This window comes from Candidatus Poribacteria bacterium (genome assembly GCA_028820845.1).
Lineage (GTDB): Bacteria > Poribacteria > WGA-4E > WGA-4E > WGA-3G > WGA-3G.
Window position 1 is genome coordinate 40801 of the sequence record JAPPII010000003.1, and the last position, 18142, is coordinate 58942.

An 18142-nucleotide genomic window follows, 5' to 3' on the forward strand; every position below is an offset into this window, starting at 1 on the left:
GGGTTTAGAGATACCCACTATAATGAAACTTATGGATTATTATAGCATAAGTGAAAAGAAACAACACGTTTTTATCAGAGTTTCTTATCTGTCTTACTTTTATTTTTTCGCCTGCAGGTGTGCATCTATTTCGGGGATACCTGTGAGGAGGTATTTCCGATGCGGTCTAATATCAGGCGGATAGTGAATTTTCCATACCTTAACACCCGTTGCGTGGGTGTCTTCAGCCGCAAAAACAGGCTGAAATGCTTTGCTCGGTATGCCGCGTAGAAACAAACGGATAGCGAAGTTGTCCCAGGCAACCGAGGGGATATAATAGCCTTTGTCGTATTGCTGAAGTTCGTTAAAATAGAGGATGATGCCTCCCGTTTTTGAGCCCATTTGATTCTCAGAGATATTGCGTTCTTTATGTCTGAAAACAACAAAAGGTAACTCTCGGACGCTTCCGCTTTTTCCTATAGCAAATGCTTTGATGGAGTTTTTGTTTTCTGGATCGATATTTATCCGGATGTTATTGAAAAGAGAAATGCTTTTTACGGGCAATAGAAAAACACCTTCTTTTTCTTCTATTGATTTTCGGAGTTCAATGATTTCAAAGGTTTTGTCGCGTTCCGAGCGAACACCAATAGATGAGTAGATGATGGCAGACTTGACGACATCCTTTTCAGTGAGCATAAAATGAGTCGCTTCGTGGCTTTTTAGGAACTCAAGTGCTTTTCTCTCTGAATCCCCACAGAAAAGGTATCGATAATAGAGATGTATCCACCGCTGTATGAATGTGTCGGTGCCCGTAATCGTTTTGACCCCGCCAAGGACATTTAACTGGCTGCCATGTATCCAGTCAGCTGCAACCACTGCAGTGTTTGGGAGTTCTGCTTTCATCCATTGGAAAGTTTCAGCAACGGTCCTGTCTGTGGGTTTGCTGCTGCGGGCGTGTGTCGCAGGTAGGATATTCTGTGCATATCCTAATGGGTATGGAAGCCACAAACAGGTTGTGAGGAGTATCATCGCGATTGCTATTTTCACGACACGCCAGGGGAGATATCGTTTGAATGCTTCACTAAGTTTCACGCTACCGAATTGTATGAGTTCAACAGCAAAGAAAGCGATGATGGGACTGCTAAAGTTGGAATATCGTTCTGCATCACGACTGAGGGATATCCAAATGAGGAACCATGCAATAGCGGCAACATAAACCAGTTCGTTTTTCGGATGGAGATCACGCCGCCAACCCATAAGCATTAGCGTCACTACAGTGAAAGCGATCGCCCCGAAAAAGAAGATATTGTTCTGCTGTGTCCCCCATAAGTGATCTGTGTATTCTCTAAAAAAGGTGGTTAAGATAAAAACCGTCAGAGGTAAGAGCAACAGGGCACTGTAGTTTTTCCATTGGTGCATTGCTGCTATCATGAGCCCAATACAACTTAATACAAAGATATAACCGTAGCGGACCTGCCAATATTGTGAATTTGTATTTTTCAGTTCACCAACGCTTTGCATAACGGCGTTTTGACTCAAAGGCACGGTCGTTTCGGCAAAGGTCCCAAGTTGCATCAAAACATAACCAATTGCCCCCGCAACACTTGTCAACGTCAAAACGAGGGCGAGTGTGCGGGCATGAGGTTGGAATTTTTCCACTAAGGTGAGGAGAAGATGTCGGAGTGTTCGGATACCCAGAAGCACAATAGGGGGCACGATCATAAAGGCAAAAGATGTTCCGCAAAACCATACCCATTCCGATAAGCCGGAGATACCAGATAGAGCGTTGGAACAAAGCAAATCAGCCACAACAGATAGAGACCTAAGTTGTTTTCGGCCTCGGAGGTCAGAAATCGCCAAACCTCAACAACGAGAATGACACTTAAAAACACGCCGAAGCCCTCCCAACTCATACCACCTAGAAAGACAATAAAGCCACTTGCAAGTGTCCAAACCAGACGTTTTCGCGGTGTTTCGGCTTGTAGAGCGATGAGATACGTAATGACGGCGAGGAGCCCGAGCATCCAGCACCATGCGTCTCGGTCACCAAAGCCAGCAGTGCTTCTGTTGATAGCACCCGGAAGCGTTGCCAAAAGCACACCGACGAAACTCGCAGAGATGATCCCAAAGGTATGTGCAAGAAAAAGACAGAGCCCACCGAGACCGACACAAAAGCAAAAGACAGGCATATAGAAGGCAACGTCATAAAGTGTGATGTTCGGAAATGCCCTTACAACGGTTTTATGACTGTATGCAAGGGCATAACTATAGAGGCTGAAAAGTTGCCTATTATCTCTACCGATAGGCAGCCACCGGTGCATATCGCGGACAGGTAATCTGCCTTGCTCCGCTATCTGTTGTGCCTGAAAATAGTAGATATAAGCATCAACACCCGTGAAATGTCCTTCAGGGACAGTATCTCGCCCGTGGATACGAATCCAGAAGGCAACAAGCAGAATTGCTAACAGAAGTATTGATTTGAACAACCTCGATGTATTGAACATGGTCGGTTTCTCTCAATCTGCTGCTTCGGTCGCAGCAGCTTTTTTATCACTCGGATCGGTTTTGATGTTGAACCGCATTACAATGCCCCCTGTTGGGATGCCCAGTCTTTGGGCCCGCTCTTTGTCCTTTTTGAACTGTTTCAAGGATCGCTTTGCTTCAGAGGTGTCATATAGGAAAACTTCTGCGGTATAGAGTGCTATTGCCTCATCAACGGTAAGTCCAGGACCCCTTCTAAATTTTTGCTGAAGCCGAATATAGGTGCGGACTTCTGGAATATCCCCAAACTTCTTTATCAACGGATTGTGCGGACTCGGACTGTCTGGGTCATCCATGAAGGGGTGGAAGCCCGGTATAAAATCTTCTTTCGGAGGTGCTTGTTTATCATCATCAACAAGGCGTGTTTCTTGAAGCGGTTCCTCAACGGGCTTCACACTGCAACCGAAAAACATGATGATAAGAAGGAAACTTCCGAGGAAAATGTTGAAAGTTTTCATGAGGGTCACCTCACGGTTTGTATACTGCTTGGATACTCAGTGGCTCTTTTCTCCAAGAAAATCTCAAGCGTTTTCTTAGTTCTGGGGTCTGGCCACAAATGATACTGGGCCGCTGTGAAGTCAATGTGTTCATCCAAGGTAAGCGGTTGGTTCTTAAGTTTTTTCCGTTTTAACGCAACGAAGGTGTAAACTTCTGGAATGTCACCAAACTGCCGAAGTAAACTGACACGCGTCATATCTGCAAGTTCATCTGGATCCATATCCTCAATCCGTGTGATTTTCTTTCCAAACGGACTTCGAGTAGATTGATGCTGATGTGTGTCATCAGTTTGCCACGTTGCGGCAGTTTGTGAAGCCGCTTTGGTTTGTTCCCCTTCATCAACTTGCGAGGTCTCCACTTCCGACATCTGTTCTGTGGACGCGCCAACACTGTTTGCTTCGGCACCAGAATCAGATTCAACCTCGCCGGTGCTTGGCGCGGAGAGTAGAGGATCCTCATGGGAATGCGGATGGGTATGGACCTCAACGACTTGTTCTACAACTGGCGGTTCGGGCAAAGTGTTCACAAATCTTTGGTTATCCCACTCCGTGTAGACAAAAATGCCGCAAGCAAAGGCGACGGAAAGAATGCTACCAATCAACAGTTTTTTCATCTTACGCCTCCTATGAATATAACATGATGCAGGAAGCAAAAGCACTCCTGCATCAACGGAAAAATTAAATGTCCTTAACACTCACTACAACTTGAACGGGAATAGTTTTCAGTGTCGTACTCATGGGTATTGTCCTCATAATCGTGAGGAATGTGCGTCCCGCCATCGGTGTAGTGATTTGATGGGTATACTGGTCGGTATCCGGTGTCTGTGTAACTCGTACATATCTCTCCGAAGCCGTCATCCTCGATTACATAACACGTATATTCTGTATGCGTGTATGCCTTATGGCTTGGGTGCGCCTCAGAGTTTTTCACAATTGAAAACACTCCGAGACACCCTACGATGAGAATACAGACAACAGCGGTTATCTGACACAAAGACGTTTTCATTTTTTCTCCTTTATTTTTTAGAGGACATGCTTGGCAATTCTCCTGAGGTTCAGTTCCATCTGCCCAACGAAAAAACCACCAAGATCGGAGACTCGTTCTTCTCATAACCGTTTTCTCCGAATGTTCTATCTATTATATATACATGAGTTCAAAAAAGTTTAGGGTTACTTTCGTTTTTTTTCAAAAAAAAGCCCTATTCGCGTTTTCAGCAGGTTTTTCCGTCAGCGAATAGAACATTTTGGCTCTTTTTTCCAATGTGCCATAGATCAAATCGGTTTCAACAAAAACCTTAAAACTGAATAGTCTTGAAAAAAATTGACATTTTAGTGATTTTGTGGGACAATTATTGGACATCGTGGCAATGGATAATATAAGGCAGAGCGTGTGAACTATGGAAGGAGTAGACCAAATGTTTGATCAGGTTTTAGGAGAAGTTGAAGCACAGTGTAGAGAAGAACGGATCCCGATGTTAGGACCCGAAAAGGCGAAATTTCTCGCCGCTTGCGTCGAAAAAGCCAAGCCGTCTCTTATTGTTGAATGCGGAACGGCTATCGGTTACTCTGGATTATGGATGCTACGCGTGCTGAAGACTATCGGTGCCGGACGCTTAATAACAGTAGAAATAGATGCGAACCGCGCCGCACAAGCACGCACAAATTTTGAACGCGCTGGACTCGCAGACCTCGTAGACTCACGCATCGGCGACGCACAAGAAGTACTCAAAAGTATCCAAGACCCTGTCGATTTTTTGCTCCTTGACAACAACTTCGACAACTATTTTCCCTGTTTTCAGGCAATCGAAGCGCAGTTAACAAACCCAGCAACCGTCGTAGCAGATAACGTCGGTATCGGCGCAGATACAATGGCGGACTATCTTGCGCATGTCCGCGAGCACTATGAATCTGAAACACATTGGTTTGACATCGACCTGCCGTGGGTGAAACAGGACGCAATTGAAGTGAGTATCTATCGCCGTTAATAGTTGTCGGTTAACCGACCCTACTAAAAAATCGGAGGACACCGAATGGACTATGATTTTACTACTGTCGCGCGATTGCCTGCCCCAGATGATAACGTCGGTATCGCCACACAAACACTCGAACGCGGCACACGCATCCGTCATAACAGACAGCAGTTTGAACTATCGCATACTATTTTAGAGGGCCACCGATTCGCTATCCAACCGATTTCAGAAGCCGCGCCTCTCCTATCGTGGGGACTGCCATTCGGTTACGCCACACGTGTCATTGACCCCGGCGATTACGTGTGTAATCAGAAAATGATTGACTCCCTGTCCATTAGAAACCTCCCTTTCGCTCTGCCAGAGGTACCTAATTTCAGTGATAAAATGGCACCATACGCGTTAAATGAAGCCGAATTTCGTCCGGGGAAACAGGTGCCGCGTCATGCAGATGAACGAAATTTTCTCGGTTATCGTCGTCCCGGTAACCGTGGTGTCGGCACACGAAACTATATCGTCGTCATGGGAACGACCTCACGCACCTCCGGTTTCGCGAGAAGACTCGCCGATATGTGTGCAGTAGGAGGGGTTTGTAACCCCGATACACTTCCTAATGTAGATGGGGTCGTTGCTGTAACACATACGGAAGGCGGTGAAGGCAAAACACCGAATAACATTGACATATTGCTCCGGACGCTTGCCGGTTTCACCGTCCATCCGAATATCGGTGCGATGCTGCTCGTTGACTACGGCACTGAGGCGGTTACAAATGAAATGCTTCAGTCATATATGCAGCACGAAGGCTACGCTTTAGATGATGTCACCCACCGTTTCTATCGGTTACAAGGAAGTTTTGATGAAGATTTAGCCAACGGCGCGGAGATTATTAAGGGATGGTTGAACGGCGTAAACAGCGTCCCACGCACTGAGCAATCTCTGGAAAACCTTAAAATCGCCTTACAGTGCGGCGGTTCTGATGCCTTCTCTGGCATCTCCGGCAATCCGCTTGCCGCTTACGTCGCCAAAGAGGTTATCCGCTACGGTGGTTGTGCTAACCTCGCAGAAACAGACGAACTCATCGGTTCGGAGGCGTATGTGCTTCAAAACGTCCGAGACCTGAACACTGCACGCACGTTCCTTGATACAATTGAACGTTTCAAGGAGCGGGTCTCATGGCACGGACACTCCGCAGAAGGCAATCCGTCTGGGGGTAATAACTTCCGTGGACTCTATAACATCGCTATTAAATCCATCGGCGCAGCGATGAAACGACATCCGGATGTCTGTCTCGATTACGTCATTGACTATAGCCGACTGATGGAAAATCCGGGCTACTACTTCATGGACAGTCCCGGCAACGATTTAGAGAGTATCGCCGGACAGGTAGCGTCTGGCTCTAACATGATTTTCTTCGTGACTGGCAACGGTTCAATTACCAATTTTCCCTTCGTCCCGACGCTTAAAATTGTCACGACAACCGGACGCTATGAAATGCTTACCAAAGATATGGACGTGAATGCTGGGGCGTATCTCGACGGCACACCGATGGAGACACTCGGTGAAGCAATGCTCGACTTGACGGTGGATGTTGCGTCGGGTGAACAGTCGGTCGGTGAGAAGGCGGGACATTCTCAAGTCTCTCTGTGGCGGGATTGGAAGCAGACAGGTCCCGTAGATTTAGACCCCTTATTGATAGAATCCGAATTGAAGTCCGGTGAACCAATCGCAATTGAAACCGCCTCGGTGGACACGAACACACCGGCGCTGCAATTCCGTGCACTCCAAACGGAAACTGGATACCGTACGGATCAACTCGGACTTATCCTACCGACAAGCCTCTGTTCAGGACAGATCGCACAGATGATTGCACACCGTTGCAATGAACAGAAGATTGGTAAGGAACAAGGGGTATCCCGTTTTGTTGCGCTTCCACACACAGAAGGGTGTGGTGTCTCCAGTGGACGTTCTGAAGAAATTTACACCCGTACGATGATTGGACACCTCACACATCCGACGGTTGCTCTCGGTCTACTCCTTGAGCACGGTTGCGAAAAGACACACAACGACCACGTCCGGCACGAAATTCAGCAACTCGGTATATCACCAGAACGCTACGGATGGGCAAGCGTCCAATTGGACGGTGGCATTGATGCCGTTATTGACAAGGTACAAGACTGGTTTTCAGAGGAACTCGCGAATAAGCCATCTGTTCCCATTGTCGATGCGGGATTAGAACACCTCTGCATCGCTGTAACATCAACCGGTGAAGCGACAGAAGAAGTCTCGGAGTCTCTGACGCCATTGACGCACAGGGTGGTCGCTGCGGGTGGAACGGTTGTCGTGCCGGGGAATGCGGGATGGCTGTCAGCAGTCGGCTGTCAGCAGTCAGTAATTCTTCTGGCGGATTCATCGGGAACTGTTACGCCGACATTAGCATACGGACAGCGAGTCGAGAAAGCCGGTCTCCATATCATGGAGACCCCGACAGATCAGCCGACAGAGACGTTGACAGGGTTGGGGGCGACGGGTGTGGATTTGGCACTTGCGCACATCGTTGGTGCTCCTTTGCAATCGCACGTGATGGTGCCGCTGATTCAGGTCTCTACAGATGCTGCAACGCAAACCGCCTACGGTGCGGACCTGGATCTGACGACTGCTGATGTTGACGAGTTATTGGCGTTGATTGTGGAGGTGGCTTCGCGGCAGTATACACCGAAACTGCACGGTAAGGGAAATACGGATTTTCAGTTGACGCGAGGGCTACTTGGGATTTCTATGTGATAGTCCCCGTTTCCGCAGTAGGCGAGGTTTTCCAACCTCGTCTGCTCGCCCTGTACCAGTAACTTCCAAAATCTACTATAAATACCGCGTTCCTTTGATTAGAATGAAATTCGCACCAATTCCACAGGGAAATCAGCCATAAAAGTTGGTTTGCGGAGTGTCATCAAACCGAGCGTCAGCCATTTATCAATTGAAGGCAAGGAAACGGTGAACCTGTCTGATTTCGGTCCGAGATTGTTTTTCGCAAACGGAGCCGTCTCGCCCCATCCCTGTGTCAAACGGTGTGCCAACCACATTCCCGCCGCTGATCCAAGAATGCTCGCCACAACATACGGTTTATGGCTTTCCGCGTCCGCTATCAGCGGAAAGCCACTGCCAAAGAGAGCACCGGCATACGCGCCGACTTGTATCAAAGCTGCCCGACCGGTTGTATACACATTCCCAGTAGTCAATTTATAGCCAAGATATGCGCCTACCGGTAAACCGATCATCCCAGCCAATATGTAAGGTCTCGATGCCTCCACATCCGTTAAAGACATAATTCCGACCGCATAGGCACTGCCGACACCACCTCCAAGAGCGAGCAAACTTGCCCTTCCTTCGTTAATCGGTTTATCGTAAATCAGTTTTGCTGTCGTCCACACACCAGCAGGGACACCGATCATCGCGGATGTAACATAGATTTTGCCTTGTGTCCAACCTTCGATATCCTCAATATTGATAAGATATGGAATTGCGATCCCGTACAGTCCGCCAACAAATCCGCCCCTACTAATTGTATGCGATTCACCCTCATTAAACCACCTGTGAGAGCTCAATCTATGGGCAAGGAGTCCGCCTATTGGCGTGGCGAGCATCGCAGCAGCGAGGTAAGTCTGGTCATTCTCTGATTCAAATAACACAGGCAGTCCGAAACCATATAGCGTGCCTGCAAGGCTGCCCGATAGAATTAAACTGGAGCGTCCGGCACCGAGTTGATGATTTCTTGTCGCTATAAGCGCGCCTGCAAAAGATCCACCGCCAATCAACATCTCCAATCCCGCTATCTGTGACCCAGATTCAATTTCAAGTAACCGAGCCGTCCCCGGTCCATACAACGAAAACCCATACAACGTTGCAGAAGCGACCAAGAGCGTTCTGCCTTCCTTCTGTTTTTCTACGGAAACGTTCTGCTGCGCTTGGGGCTGTCCTTCCTGCCCAAAGCAGACAGAAGTAAAAGCCACAAAGCAAATAAGAGAAATGACTTTGTGAAGCATAAAACGCATTCTCATTTTTTCCTTTTTATGGTAAACCTACAGCGGCAACGAAATCGGTGCGCCGATTTGGGAAGAACGATACGTCGCCTCTGCCAACTCGATACCGTCTCTACCGATACGTCCATGCGTTGTCGGTTCCGCTTCACCGGCGATACACTGGAGCCAATGGTCGATGCTTGTCCCTTTTGCCGCAACACCCCAATACCGCTGCTGCCGCCGTTCCTCTGGCATGTTGCGATAGGTGTCGTCGTCTGGGACCGGCGCAGTGAATTCTTCTGCTTCCGCCATATCGTGCGTTTTCCAGCGGAGTCCATGCCGAATCAGCGTCGCAGACCCGTTGCTTGCCACGAGACCATTGCCACTGTTCCCAATCTCAGCTGCCCAACTCTTAATCATCATCCCGACCCCGCCGTTCTTGAAATGCACTGTCAGGACAGCGTTGTTCTCGACGGCTTGGTCAGGTGGTGGATAGGTGCCACCGAGTGGAACGTGGCTTGTGAACCCGTAGACAGTCGAGGCGGGACCGTAGAGCCACAACCAGATATCGAGATTGTGAATCGCCTGCTCCACCAACATCCCACCAGATTCTGCTTTCACAAAAAGCCACGGATGTCGTTCAGGTGAAAAATAACCGACCTGATTAGAATACGCCATCTGCAGCGTGCCAAGCGTGCCATCGTCCAATAGCGACTTCAGCTTCATGTACCCCGGATCGAACCGCATCATATAGGCGACCATCAGGAGGACACCTGCATTTTCAGCAGCGGTGACCATCTCGTCACCCTCGGCGACGTTGCAACACATCGGCTTCTCCATCAAGATGTGTTTGCCAGCAGCGGTCGCAGCGCGGGTAATCTCAAGGTGAGGGCGCGGATGGGCACAGACATCCACTGCGTCTATATCTTGTCTGTCAAGGAGGGCGCGGTAATCCGTATAAGCATCTGCCCCGAATAGGTCTGCCTGTTCATTCGCAGATGCTTCATTGATATCGGCGATCGCGACAATGTCTGCGCGGCGTGTCGGTTCTTGGTAATACGGGGCGTGGAGGTTGCGAAAAATACCGCCGCATCCGATGATGCCAACTCTGAGTTTATCCATCTGTTTTCCCCTTTAAAGCTTATGAAATTACGTTTGTAGTAGGGCAATTCATTGCCCGTTCCCTACATCAAATGTATCCACCACCTTAAAAATAGGAGGTTCCGCCGTATCCTCTAAGAGCGCGAGTGCTTCAGCGATGATTGCGTGCTGCAATTCTGGGTTGTTCGGCTCGCCGAGCGGATGTCCGAAAGGGTATGGAACTGCTAATGCGCGCGGCGGTTTTACCCGCCGCGTAATATCTTCAATCAGCGTGATCGAGACCGTAGAAATTCTCGCCGCTTCAACAGCACGTTGGATCAGTCCTACAGACTGATTGCACATCGGTCAGACAGGCGTTAAGAACGCCACATCTACACCATCAACTTTAAGCAACTCTCCAACTTCAGGCGCGGTTTGCGTAATGAGGGGTTTCGGGTTTACAATAGATCCCATAAAACTGAAGTGTCTATGGTTTAGCGATCCGATTTTACCTTCGGTCTCTAATTCCCTGAACCTATCAAGCGGAAACGCAAGGTTCGGATCCGTTTCGAGACCCCTTTCATCGTAAGCCGCACTTTTATGTCCATTGATGAGTGCTTGTGTCTGAATTGAATTGGGAATCTCGCGGTATGAACAATCTCCGCTCTCAAAAGGGTCCTGCCCATGCAGAAAAAAACCGGCAGTCGTAATGAGAGCGACTTTACATTCGTTCAACGGTAAATGCAGCGGCGTGTGAGGAGACGTTCCATAGTGCTTGCCGCGGTAAAGCTTCATAAAGAATCGAGAAAGGGAATCAAGTTTACGTAAGGGTGCCATACACATCTCATATTAGCCGTTTGCAAAGATAAGCCGTTTTCGATTCTGACACGGGAGTTCTATTGTTTGTCCGGTGATGCCGCTCTCAATTGTAGCGAATCCAATTTCATTAACAGCGGTATAATCATCGCGTGCACAATCAGGCAATACTCCTCCATTTAAGTAATCCGTAATCTGTTTGTACGCAACTTTAAATGGACTGGCGTTTTCAGGCAGATCAAGGGTAGCGTTATCAACCAACTTCCCGTCTTTGTGGACAGTCGTGCTGCTGTAGAACCCCGTCTGAACGCTACCTTCACTGCCAAGGACATCCACAGAGAATCCGCCTCGCGCCCCGTGATTCCCGACATGGAAACCGATAACACCGCTCTCATATCGGATTGTTGAACCCACAATCGCGGGTTCAGGTTCATAAGGCTCCGGTACATCTCCACTCCCTTCAACGAACCCAGTTACCGAAATCGGATCATAACCGGCAAACTGACAAATCATGTCCGTCGTGTGGATAGCGAAAGAAAGCACACCGCCACCGCAATACCCGATAACAGTCTGTACCTCACCGATTAACCCGTCTTTGATAAGCGATTGGAGACGGATAAGGTGTGGTCCCCAGTGCCGTGTATAGTCCACAACGATAGGAATGCCTTTCGCGTCAGCACCTGCGGTCATGGCATCGACTTCTTCAAGCGAACACCCGGCGGGTTTTTCGAGGAAGATGGCTTTGATGTCTGCCTTCAGAACATTCTGCATCACCTTGAAATGGTGGGGTCCGCGGACACAGACAGCAACGATGTCCAAATCCTCACTCTCAAGCATCTGCGTGTCCGTCTCGTAATAGCTTATAGAATTATCTGGGAAAGCGGGTCCCCAAACCTGTTGGAATTCTGCTTGGCGTTCCGAGGACATGTCTGCAACTGCAACCAATTCAGTCGTTTCACAAAAACGGATACCACCTGTATGGCAATACGGATAAGGATCGTCTGGTGTTGAATAACGGGAGGCAATACTACCCAACCCGATGATACCGACACGATACATTAGAGATGCTCCTTCTCTGGGGTCTTTAATATACTTAAAGTATAGCAGCGGAATTGTCGTCCGTAAAGGTTTTTCTTATACCAACAGGACTTACGCACCCCACTGGTAGGTGCGGTTTCTAACCGCACCGATTGCACTCTGATAAACCGAATTCTACACTTTTGCGTAAGTCCTAACCAATTAGGGGCATTTACAGCGTACCTCACAAATCGTCGATACGGATGCCGCCCTACGGGGTTTATATTTTTTGATGCATGTCCTTCTATAGAGATGCCACCGCTACGGGGTTGAAGTGGGATTAAGAGTTCTGTCCTACAGAAGAATTGAACGCCTCTGCGCTGCCTCTCAGGGCCATTCAGTTTTCCAACAATTTGGGTCTGGAAGCCCGAACTTGTTCGGGAAAAGTGTGCTATCCCGAATAAATTCGGGCATCCGGAAACGGGAAGGCTTTATGTAAGTAAACTTAACTCTTAAAACTAAATGGCCCTGCGCTGCCTCTACATATCAGTTGAAGTTACGACACAATTGTGGTAAAATAAATAGTTGAGATTTGTTGGACGAACACTTTTTCAAACTATCAACCGAGGAACTATCACGTATCTAATGCGGCTCTTCATATCAATTCTTCTTATTTTTTTCACTATCAGCAGTTTTGTGTCAGCAGATACATGGCTATGTGGGACACCACTGCTGCACCAAGAACACCCCCCACAACATCCGCCCGAAGCAAGTGCCGCTGCCCCTGCCGCTCCGGTTCAGATTGGACAGACAGAACGCTTTTTTATTCACATCCCAGAAGCAGAAGTAACAGCCACCTGTATCGCTAAGAGCGAACACCTCTACGTCTATATTGATAATTCAGTGCGCGACATGCTCACAGATGCTGAAGCAGTCGCAATTACAAGAGAATTTGACACACGTATCTATCCAAGCGTTCGGGAATGGATGGGAAGCGAATGGAAACCTGGAATTGACAGAGATAACCGAATAACGCTCCTGATGCACGATGTTGGCATGAATAATTCTGGAGAAGACTATGGCGGTTATTTCGCGTCCATCGATCAGATACCTACAGCACCGAATAGCAATCGTCGCGAAATGCTCTATATGGATATCTTCCAGTTCAAAGAACGTTCGAGACACACCTTCTACAGCAGTCTCGCACACGAATTCGCACATCTCATCAATTGGTTTCAAAACGGTGGAACATCGGATCAACGGTGGTTAGAAGAAGGCACTGCATCCTTCGTAGAGTGGGCAGTTTACGGAACGGTACACACTATCTTTGTTGACGGCTACCTGTCCAACCCGAGCGTTTCGCTCGCTTACGCGAACACAAGGGAGGTTTATTATGGTGCGGCTTTCCTGCTCATGCTCTATCTCTACGAACAGTATGGTGGAAAAGGACTCATCCACACCCTCGCAGCATCAGACGCACTCGGTGAACAGGCAATTAACGCTGCCTTAGCAAACAATGGAAAAAATGTTCGCTTTCCCGAAGTCTTCTTGAATTGGGGTCTCGCGAATTGGACGAACACGCAAGCGCGAAATAGACAACTCGGCTATGCCAATCTTAGCAATCGAAGAGTGAATGCCGCAGTGCCACGCGTTTCTAATTATCCAAATAGGACGAACAATATTCCAATCGATCAATGGAGCGTCAGTTACACTGTTTTCCAGAATCTGCCAGAAACCTTGGATCTGTCGGTGACCGGTGCCGACACGGGTAACCTCTATGCGACAACCCTCTATCTAACACCCGATCAACAAACAGAGATTACACCCATCCCATTCGATACCGAAAATAAAGGATACCTCCGACAGGAAGGGCTTCAGCGTCGTGGCGAACTCGTGTTGATGGTAACAGCAGATACGCCAGGGACGTTCCGTTACGTCGCTGCAGCTCCATCCGACCTCAACGATGCTGACAGGACAATGGGTCCACTACGCCAACATATATCAGATGTTATACCCAATTCCATAACTTTCGCCTTCAAAAACCGTGCACAACCGAGCTTCCGACCCACAAACCTGACCCCGAAAACGTATCTTGAACCTAAGACAGAGATTCATCTCGCAAGTGACTATACCGATGTCAAAATAGGCGGAATAGATGAAGACTATCTTTATGCAGCAAGTCGCTGGGGACTTGAAATCTTCTCGCTCATTGAGCCGACAAAACCTACGCACGTCGGTGAAATCGCTACACCTGGGCAGGCGAGAGCCGTCACCGTTGATGGTGAAACGGCTTACATTGCCGATGGTACCGCAGGTGTACACGTTATCGACATCGCTATACCAACCGATCCGAGTATTGTGAAGACAGTCAGCGGTTTCACGGATGCAAGTCAAGTCCGCGTCGCCGATGGAAATCTATATGCCCTTGATAAAGACCGCGGACTGCTCGTTTTCAATCTTCGAGATGTTCATAATGCTCGAACGCCACCACCGCGACGTTTCTTTCGCACCGCAGGTACGCCTCTTAATGTCACAATCCATGACGATACCGTCTATTTTAGCGACAATAGACACGGACTTTTCATTCTCGATCCAAGTCCATTCGGTAACTTCGTTGTGCGCAGCACTGTCCCAATTTTCGCCGCCGCTTATGAGATTGCTAATACAAGAAATGGAACCTATGCTTACGTGGCTTCTGGGAACCTCATAGGGGTTGATGTTACGGACATGCAGCGTCCCGAAACAAGTTTTCATTTACAGACACCAGGACTCGCAACGGGTATTCAATTCTGGAACAATACTGTCTATCTCACCGACCAACAAACAGGTTTACATATTATCAATGCCCGTAACCCGCAACAACCGCGACGCATCTCCTCACAACCGACTTTTGGCAATGCAAAAAATGTGGCACTTCGGGACACACTCGCCTACATCGCCGACGGAAAAGGTGGCATCCAAACTATCGATATAAGCCAACCGAAATCGCCGAAGTGGTTACACCGATATGCCTTTGGCGGTAGAGCGCATGGACTCGATGTCGTCAAAACCGGTGAAGACACCCGAACGATCTACGTCGCCAACGGTGTAGGTGGCCTGAAGACACTCGAATTCACAACGCCATATCAAGGGGCAGTGACAGAAAGACTATCATTTTCTACGAACCCTGAGATCTCTGGCGATTCACTTGAAGCGGCACGCTGCACGAAAATCCGCGTCCGAGATGGGTACGGCTTTGCCGCTGTTGAAACTGGCATGTTTGTTGTCGATCTCACAGCAAATACAATCGTAGCGCATGTGCCGACAGATGTAGCCGTTTCGGACATCGCCTTGTACGAAGGCTACGTCTATCTTTGCGCCGGATCTCTCATTGTCATTGACAGTCGAGTGCCGCAGCAGAGCAGAATTGTAGCTCGACGCGACATGCCTGGAAGTGCCTACCGCGTTGCCCTTGATGTAGATTCACCCACACACGCCTACGTTGCTGCCCTTGAAGGCGGATTGCATATCTTCGACACCACAAACCCAGGAATGCCTCGTCCTGTCGGAAGTTACCCTACACAAGGCAATGCAACAGGTATCACGCTTACAGGGAAACGTGCTTACTTATTAGATAGCGGCATCGGAGTCGCTGCACTTGACATAACCGAACCAAATAAACCGGCGTTAGACGGTATATACAAAGATGATACCGTCCTAATTGATGCCCAAGTCAGCGGCGACCTCCTCTATCTACTTGATAGTGAAAGCGTTCAAGTTATTGATACACGCACACTGACGACGACTTCAGCCCTTCTTTACAGAAACCGCGAACTCCAATTTCCGTCTGAATTGAAGTTAGTAGACGGTGTGCTCTACGTCACTGATCTATACCAACTCCGGACTTTCCGTGTACATCCAGAAGGCTATTCACTTGCTGTGGAGGAACTTACGCCTTCCGATTGGAAACCCACTCCACTTAAACTGACATCAATCAATCGTTTAAACCAAAACTTTCCGAACCCATTTAACCCGGAAACTTGGATTCCATATCAACTCGCCTCAGATGCAAAAGTGGTCCTTCATATTTACGACACACAAGGGAGGCGTATCTATTCTCAGACCCTCGGGCATCAAAAAGCGGGTTCACATACCGCCTATTGGGACGGTAGAAATACTGCCGGTGAATCCGTTGCCAGCGGCGTATATTTCTATTCACTCGAAGCTGGCACTTTTCAGGCAACCCGAAAAATGCTAATCCAGCGATGAATCAGCGATCAATAAGCGTGTATGGCTTATGGCGAGGTTGCTACGCAACCCTTTCAGCTGTTAGCATTTTTTTTAACACTTCAGGGACTCATTGTTGAAAAGCAAAGGTGCCCTGATAAAAAAAGGGGAAAAAAATTCTGTAACGCAAATAAGCAAAAAACGTTGAATTGATTAGTCCAACACTATTCAGCAAAATTTATGTTGTTTTTGCTCGCAAAGAGATTCGCAAGGAGAAAACTAATATGGCTAGAAATAGCGTAACAGGTTGTTTTCGAGACATTGAGATATCGTTTAGCACCGATATAGACTGCATCCGTATGAGTCTGCGGAACTTGATTATGGACGAAAGCCAAGTACGCGTGATGTATCAGAAACACCCGACGAGCGGACTCGCCAATTGGAAGCAGCTCGAGTTAACGAACAAACCCGTCTCGCTTCGTCTTCCATCAGAGGTGCTTGAAGCATACCGTTTGACATTTTTTGTTGACGATGCCGAACCTATTTCCGCTCGTGTTGAAAAGATATTGGCAGAACTCGAAACACCCAGTAGTGAACCCTCGGTCGAAGATTTACCAGAAGATATCAAAGAAGATATCAAGACTGCAACTGATATGCAATCTGTAGGTACGTTTAACGAGGTAGACACAGGTGCTGCCGAAGAACCTGAAACCGTCGCAGCTCAGCAGACAGAAACAATTCTTGACTTACCCGAAATACAGCAGCCTATAGATACACCCAGTAACGAGAACATAGATGTTTCTGACGTACCAGAAGCCATAGAAGTTGATCAGGCAGAAACAACACTCGATTTACCCGGAATACAGCAGCCACCAGAGTCACCGAAGGACGTGACACCAGAGGTACGAGAAGAGCCAGAAGTTGTCGCAGTCAAACAGGTAGAAACGATACCCCACCTATCGGAAATACAGCATCCGAAACAGCCTCTTCGCGCACGACCAAAAAGTCTACGAGCAACTGTTAAGCGGCTGCTGCCTTCAGCACGTGTCGTGCAGCCGTCGACAATTCGGAAAGTCAAGCCTGATGTGCTGAGTGTCGCTTCCGCTTTGGAATTCAAAATTTCGGTCCCCACCCTTCCGCCAAGTGCGCGCGCAAAACAACGGCGGGCACAAGTAAATGCGACACAGGAAAGCGCAGGCATTTACGCCAAGAGAACCCCTAAAGAAAAGGAAAACGGTCTCTTTGGTCAAATCGTGCGTACATTGAAAGGTGGAATACGGGGTAAAGCCTACTACCAAGAAAAAGGCGAAACTATCCAGAACGAATTCCAAGATCAACTCTCTAAGTTGGAGAGAGATTACAATGAGGGGTACGGGCTCAATCTGACGTCATGGAAACCAGAAACGCTCTGTGAAGAGGAAACCGCAATTTTCCTCCTCAACCTCATGGTAAACGAAGTGATTGCATGGCAGAAAGAGACGGGCCGTGCGACCCCTGAAACCGAAGGGATCGTCGAAACGCTTGCTGAAGTAGATGCACTCCTGCGCCAGACACTCAAGCAGACGCGAGGCCTCAGTACACCGTCCCCAACGTTGTTCCCAAACCTCCTTGCTGAAAACGAAAGAGACCTTGAGAAAATTCGGAGTGAATGTGATGCCTATCTCCGGCGTTTCACCAGTAAGTTAATTGAACAGGAGAAAAATCACGCGACTAAAATTGAGATTCTCTCCTTCAGAAAATTCCTTACGGAGTTCATCCGAGATTTCCTATTCGCCGAGATCGCGAAAAACACACTCGGAAATGCACTCCCCAAACGTCTCAATTGGTTCCTCGAGCTCGTCGATTCTGAAGTCATGCCAATTGAAATTGGAAAAACGAAAGTGTCACCGAGCCATCACAAAGTGAAAGACGCTCGCCCCAGTGAATGTGAATCCGGCACAATTGTCGAGGTCGTCACACCGGGCTTACAATCAAGAGACGGTAAACGCGTCAACCAGATGGCTGTCGTCATTGAAGCGGAGTAAAT

General features: G+C 48.3%; 14 protein-coding genes. 4 read left to right on the top strand and 10 right to left on the bottom strand.

Going from position 1 to position 18142, the window contains the following annotated elements; all coding sequences use genetic code 11:
- Positions 1 to 99: 99 nt before the first annotated feature.
- The 5 genes from OXN25_00375 to OXN25_00395 form a co-directional block, all read right to left on the bottom strand.
- The gene (locus OXN25_00375; GenBank protein ID MDE0423301.1) at positions 100 to 1701 is read right to left on the bottom strand and encodes a hypothetical protein; all 1602 of its coding nucleotides are present in this window, start codon (positions 1699 to 1701) and stop codon (positions 100 to 102) included.
- Positions 1698 to 2483: a hypothetical protein gene (locus OXN25_00380; GenBank protein MDE0423302.1), complete on the bottom strand. Its 786-nt coding sequence runs from the start codon at positions 2481 to 2483 to the stop codon at positions 1698 to 1700. Before OXN25_00380 ends, OXN25_00375 begins: the two co-directional genes overlap by 4 nt.
- A 12-nt stretch (positions 2484 to 2495) precedes the next feature.
- Positions 2496 to 2978, bottom strand: coding sequence for a hypothetical protein (locus tag OXN25_00385; GenBank protein ID MDE0423303.1), 483 nt, complete (start codon positions 2976 to 2978; stop codon positions 2496 to 2498).
- A gap of 5 nt (positions 2979 to 2983) precedes the next feature.
- Entirely contained in the window at positions 2984 to 3631 is a 648-nt protein-coding gene (locus OXN25_00390; protein MDE0423304.1) for a hypothetical protein, read from the bottom strand.
- A gap of 74 nt (positions 3632 to 3705) precedes the next feature.
- Positions 3706 to 4023, bottom strand: a complete 318-nt coding sequence (locus OXN25_00395) for a hypothetical protein (GenBank protein ID MDE0423305.1) — start codon at positions 4021 to 4023, stop codon at positions 3706 to 3708.
- 409 nt (positions 4024 to 4432) lie between these two features.
- Between OXN25_00395 and OXN25_00400 the strand changes: the two genes are divergently transcribed.
- Both OXN25_00400 and OXN25_00405 read left to right on the top strand, forming a co-directional pair.
- On the top strand, positions 4433 to 5002 hold the full coding sequence (locus tag OXN25_00400; GenBank protein ID MDE0423306.1) for a CmcI family methyltransferase: 570 nt from the start codon (positions 4433 to 4435) through the stop codon (positions 5000 to 5002).
- A gap of 45 nt (positions 5003 to 5047) precedes the next feature.
- Positions 5048 to 7765: a UxaA family hydrolase gene (locus OXN25_00405; protein MDE0423307.1), complete on the top strand. Its 2718-nt coding sequence runs from the start codon at positions 5048 to 5050 to the stop codon at positions 7763 to 7765.
- Between the two features lie 98 nt (positions 7766 to 7863).
- On the opposite strand, the gene OXN25_00410 is transcribed toward OXN25_00405, so the two are convergent.
- The 5 genes from OXN25_00410 to OXN25_00430 are packed head-to-tail and all read right to left on the bottom strand — an operon-like array spanning position 7864 to position 11952.
- The gene (locus OXN25_00410; protein MDE0423308.1) at positions 7864 to 9030 is read right to left on the bottom strand and encodes a hypothetical protein; all 1167 of its coding nucleotides are present in this window, start codon (positions 9028 to 9030) and stop codon (positions 7864 to 7866) included.
- Between the two features lie 27 nt (positions 9031 to 9057).
- The gene (locus OXN25_00415; GenBank protein MDE0423309.1) at positions 9058 to 10119 is read right to left on the bottom strand and encodes a Gfo/Idh/MocA family oxidoreductase; all 1062 of its coding nucleotides are present in this window, start codon (positions 10117 to 10119) and stop codon (positions 9058 to 9060) included.
- Positions 10120 to 10167: 48 nt separating this feature from the next.
- Positions 10168 to 10440: a hypothetical protein gene (locus tag OXN25_00420; GenBank protein MDE0423310.1), complete on the bottom strand. Its 273-nt coding sequence runs from the start codon at positions 10438 to 10440 to the stop codon at positions 10168 to 10170.
- A gap of 3 nt (positions 10441 to 10443) precedes the next feature.
- On the bottom strand, positions 10444 to 10914 hold the full coding sequence (locus OXN25_00425) for a glycine/sarcosine/betaine reductase selenoprotein B family protein (protein ID MDE0423311.1): 471 nt from the start codon (positions 10912 to 10914) through the stop codon (positions 10444 to 10446).
- Positions 10915 to 10926: 12 nt separating this feature from the next.
- Positions 10927 to 11952, bottom strand: a complete 1026-nt coding sequence (locus tag OXN25_00430; GenBank protein ID MDE0423312.1) for a Gfo/Idh/MocA family oxidoreductase — start codon at positions 11950 to 11952, stop codon at positions 10927 to 10929.
- A gap of 654 nt (positions 11953 to 12606) precedes the next feature.
- Here OXN25_00430 and OXN25_00435 point away from each other — a divergent pair.
- Both OXN25_00435 and OXN25_00440 read left to right on the top strand, forming a co-directional pair.
- A complete protein-coding gene (locus OXN25_00435) occupies positions 12607 to 16158 on the top strand; it encodes a T9SS type A sorting domain-containing protein (GenBank protein MDE0423313.1) in 3552 nt (1183 codons plus the stop codon).
- Between the two features lie 242 nt (positions 16159 to 16400).
- Positions 16401 to 18140 (top strand): hypothetical protein, encoded by a 1740-nt coding sequence (locus tag OXN25_00440; protein ID MDE0423314.1) that lies wholly within the window; start codon positions 16401 to 16403, stop codon positions 18138 to 18140.
- Positions 18141 to 18142 lie beyond the last annotated feature (2 nt).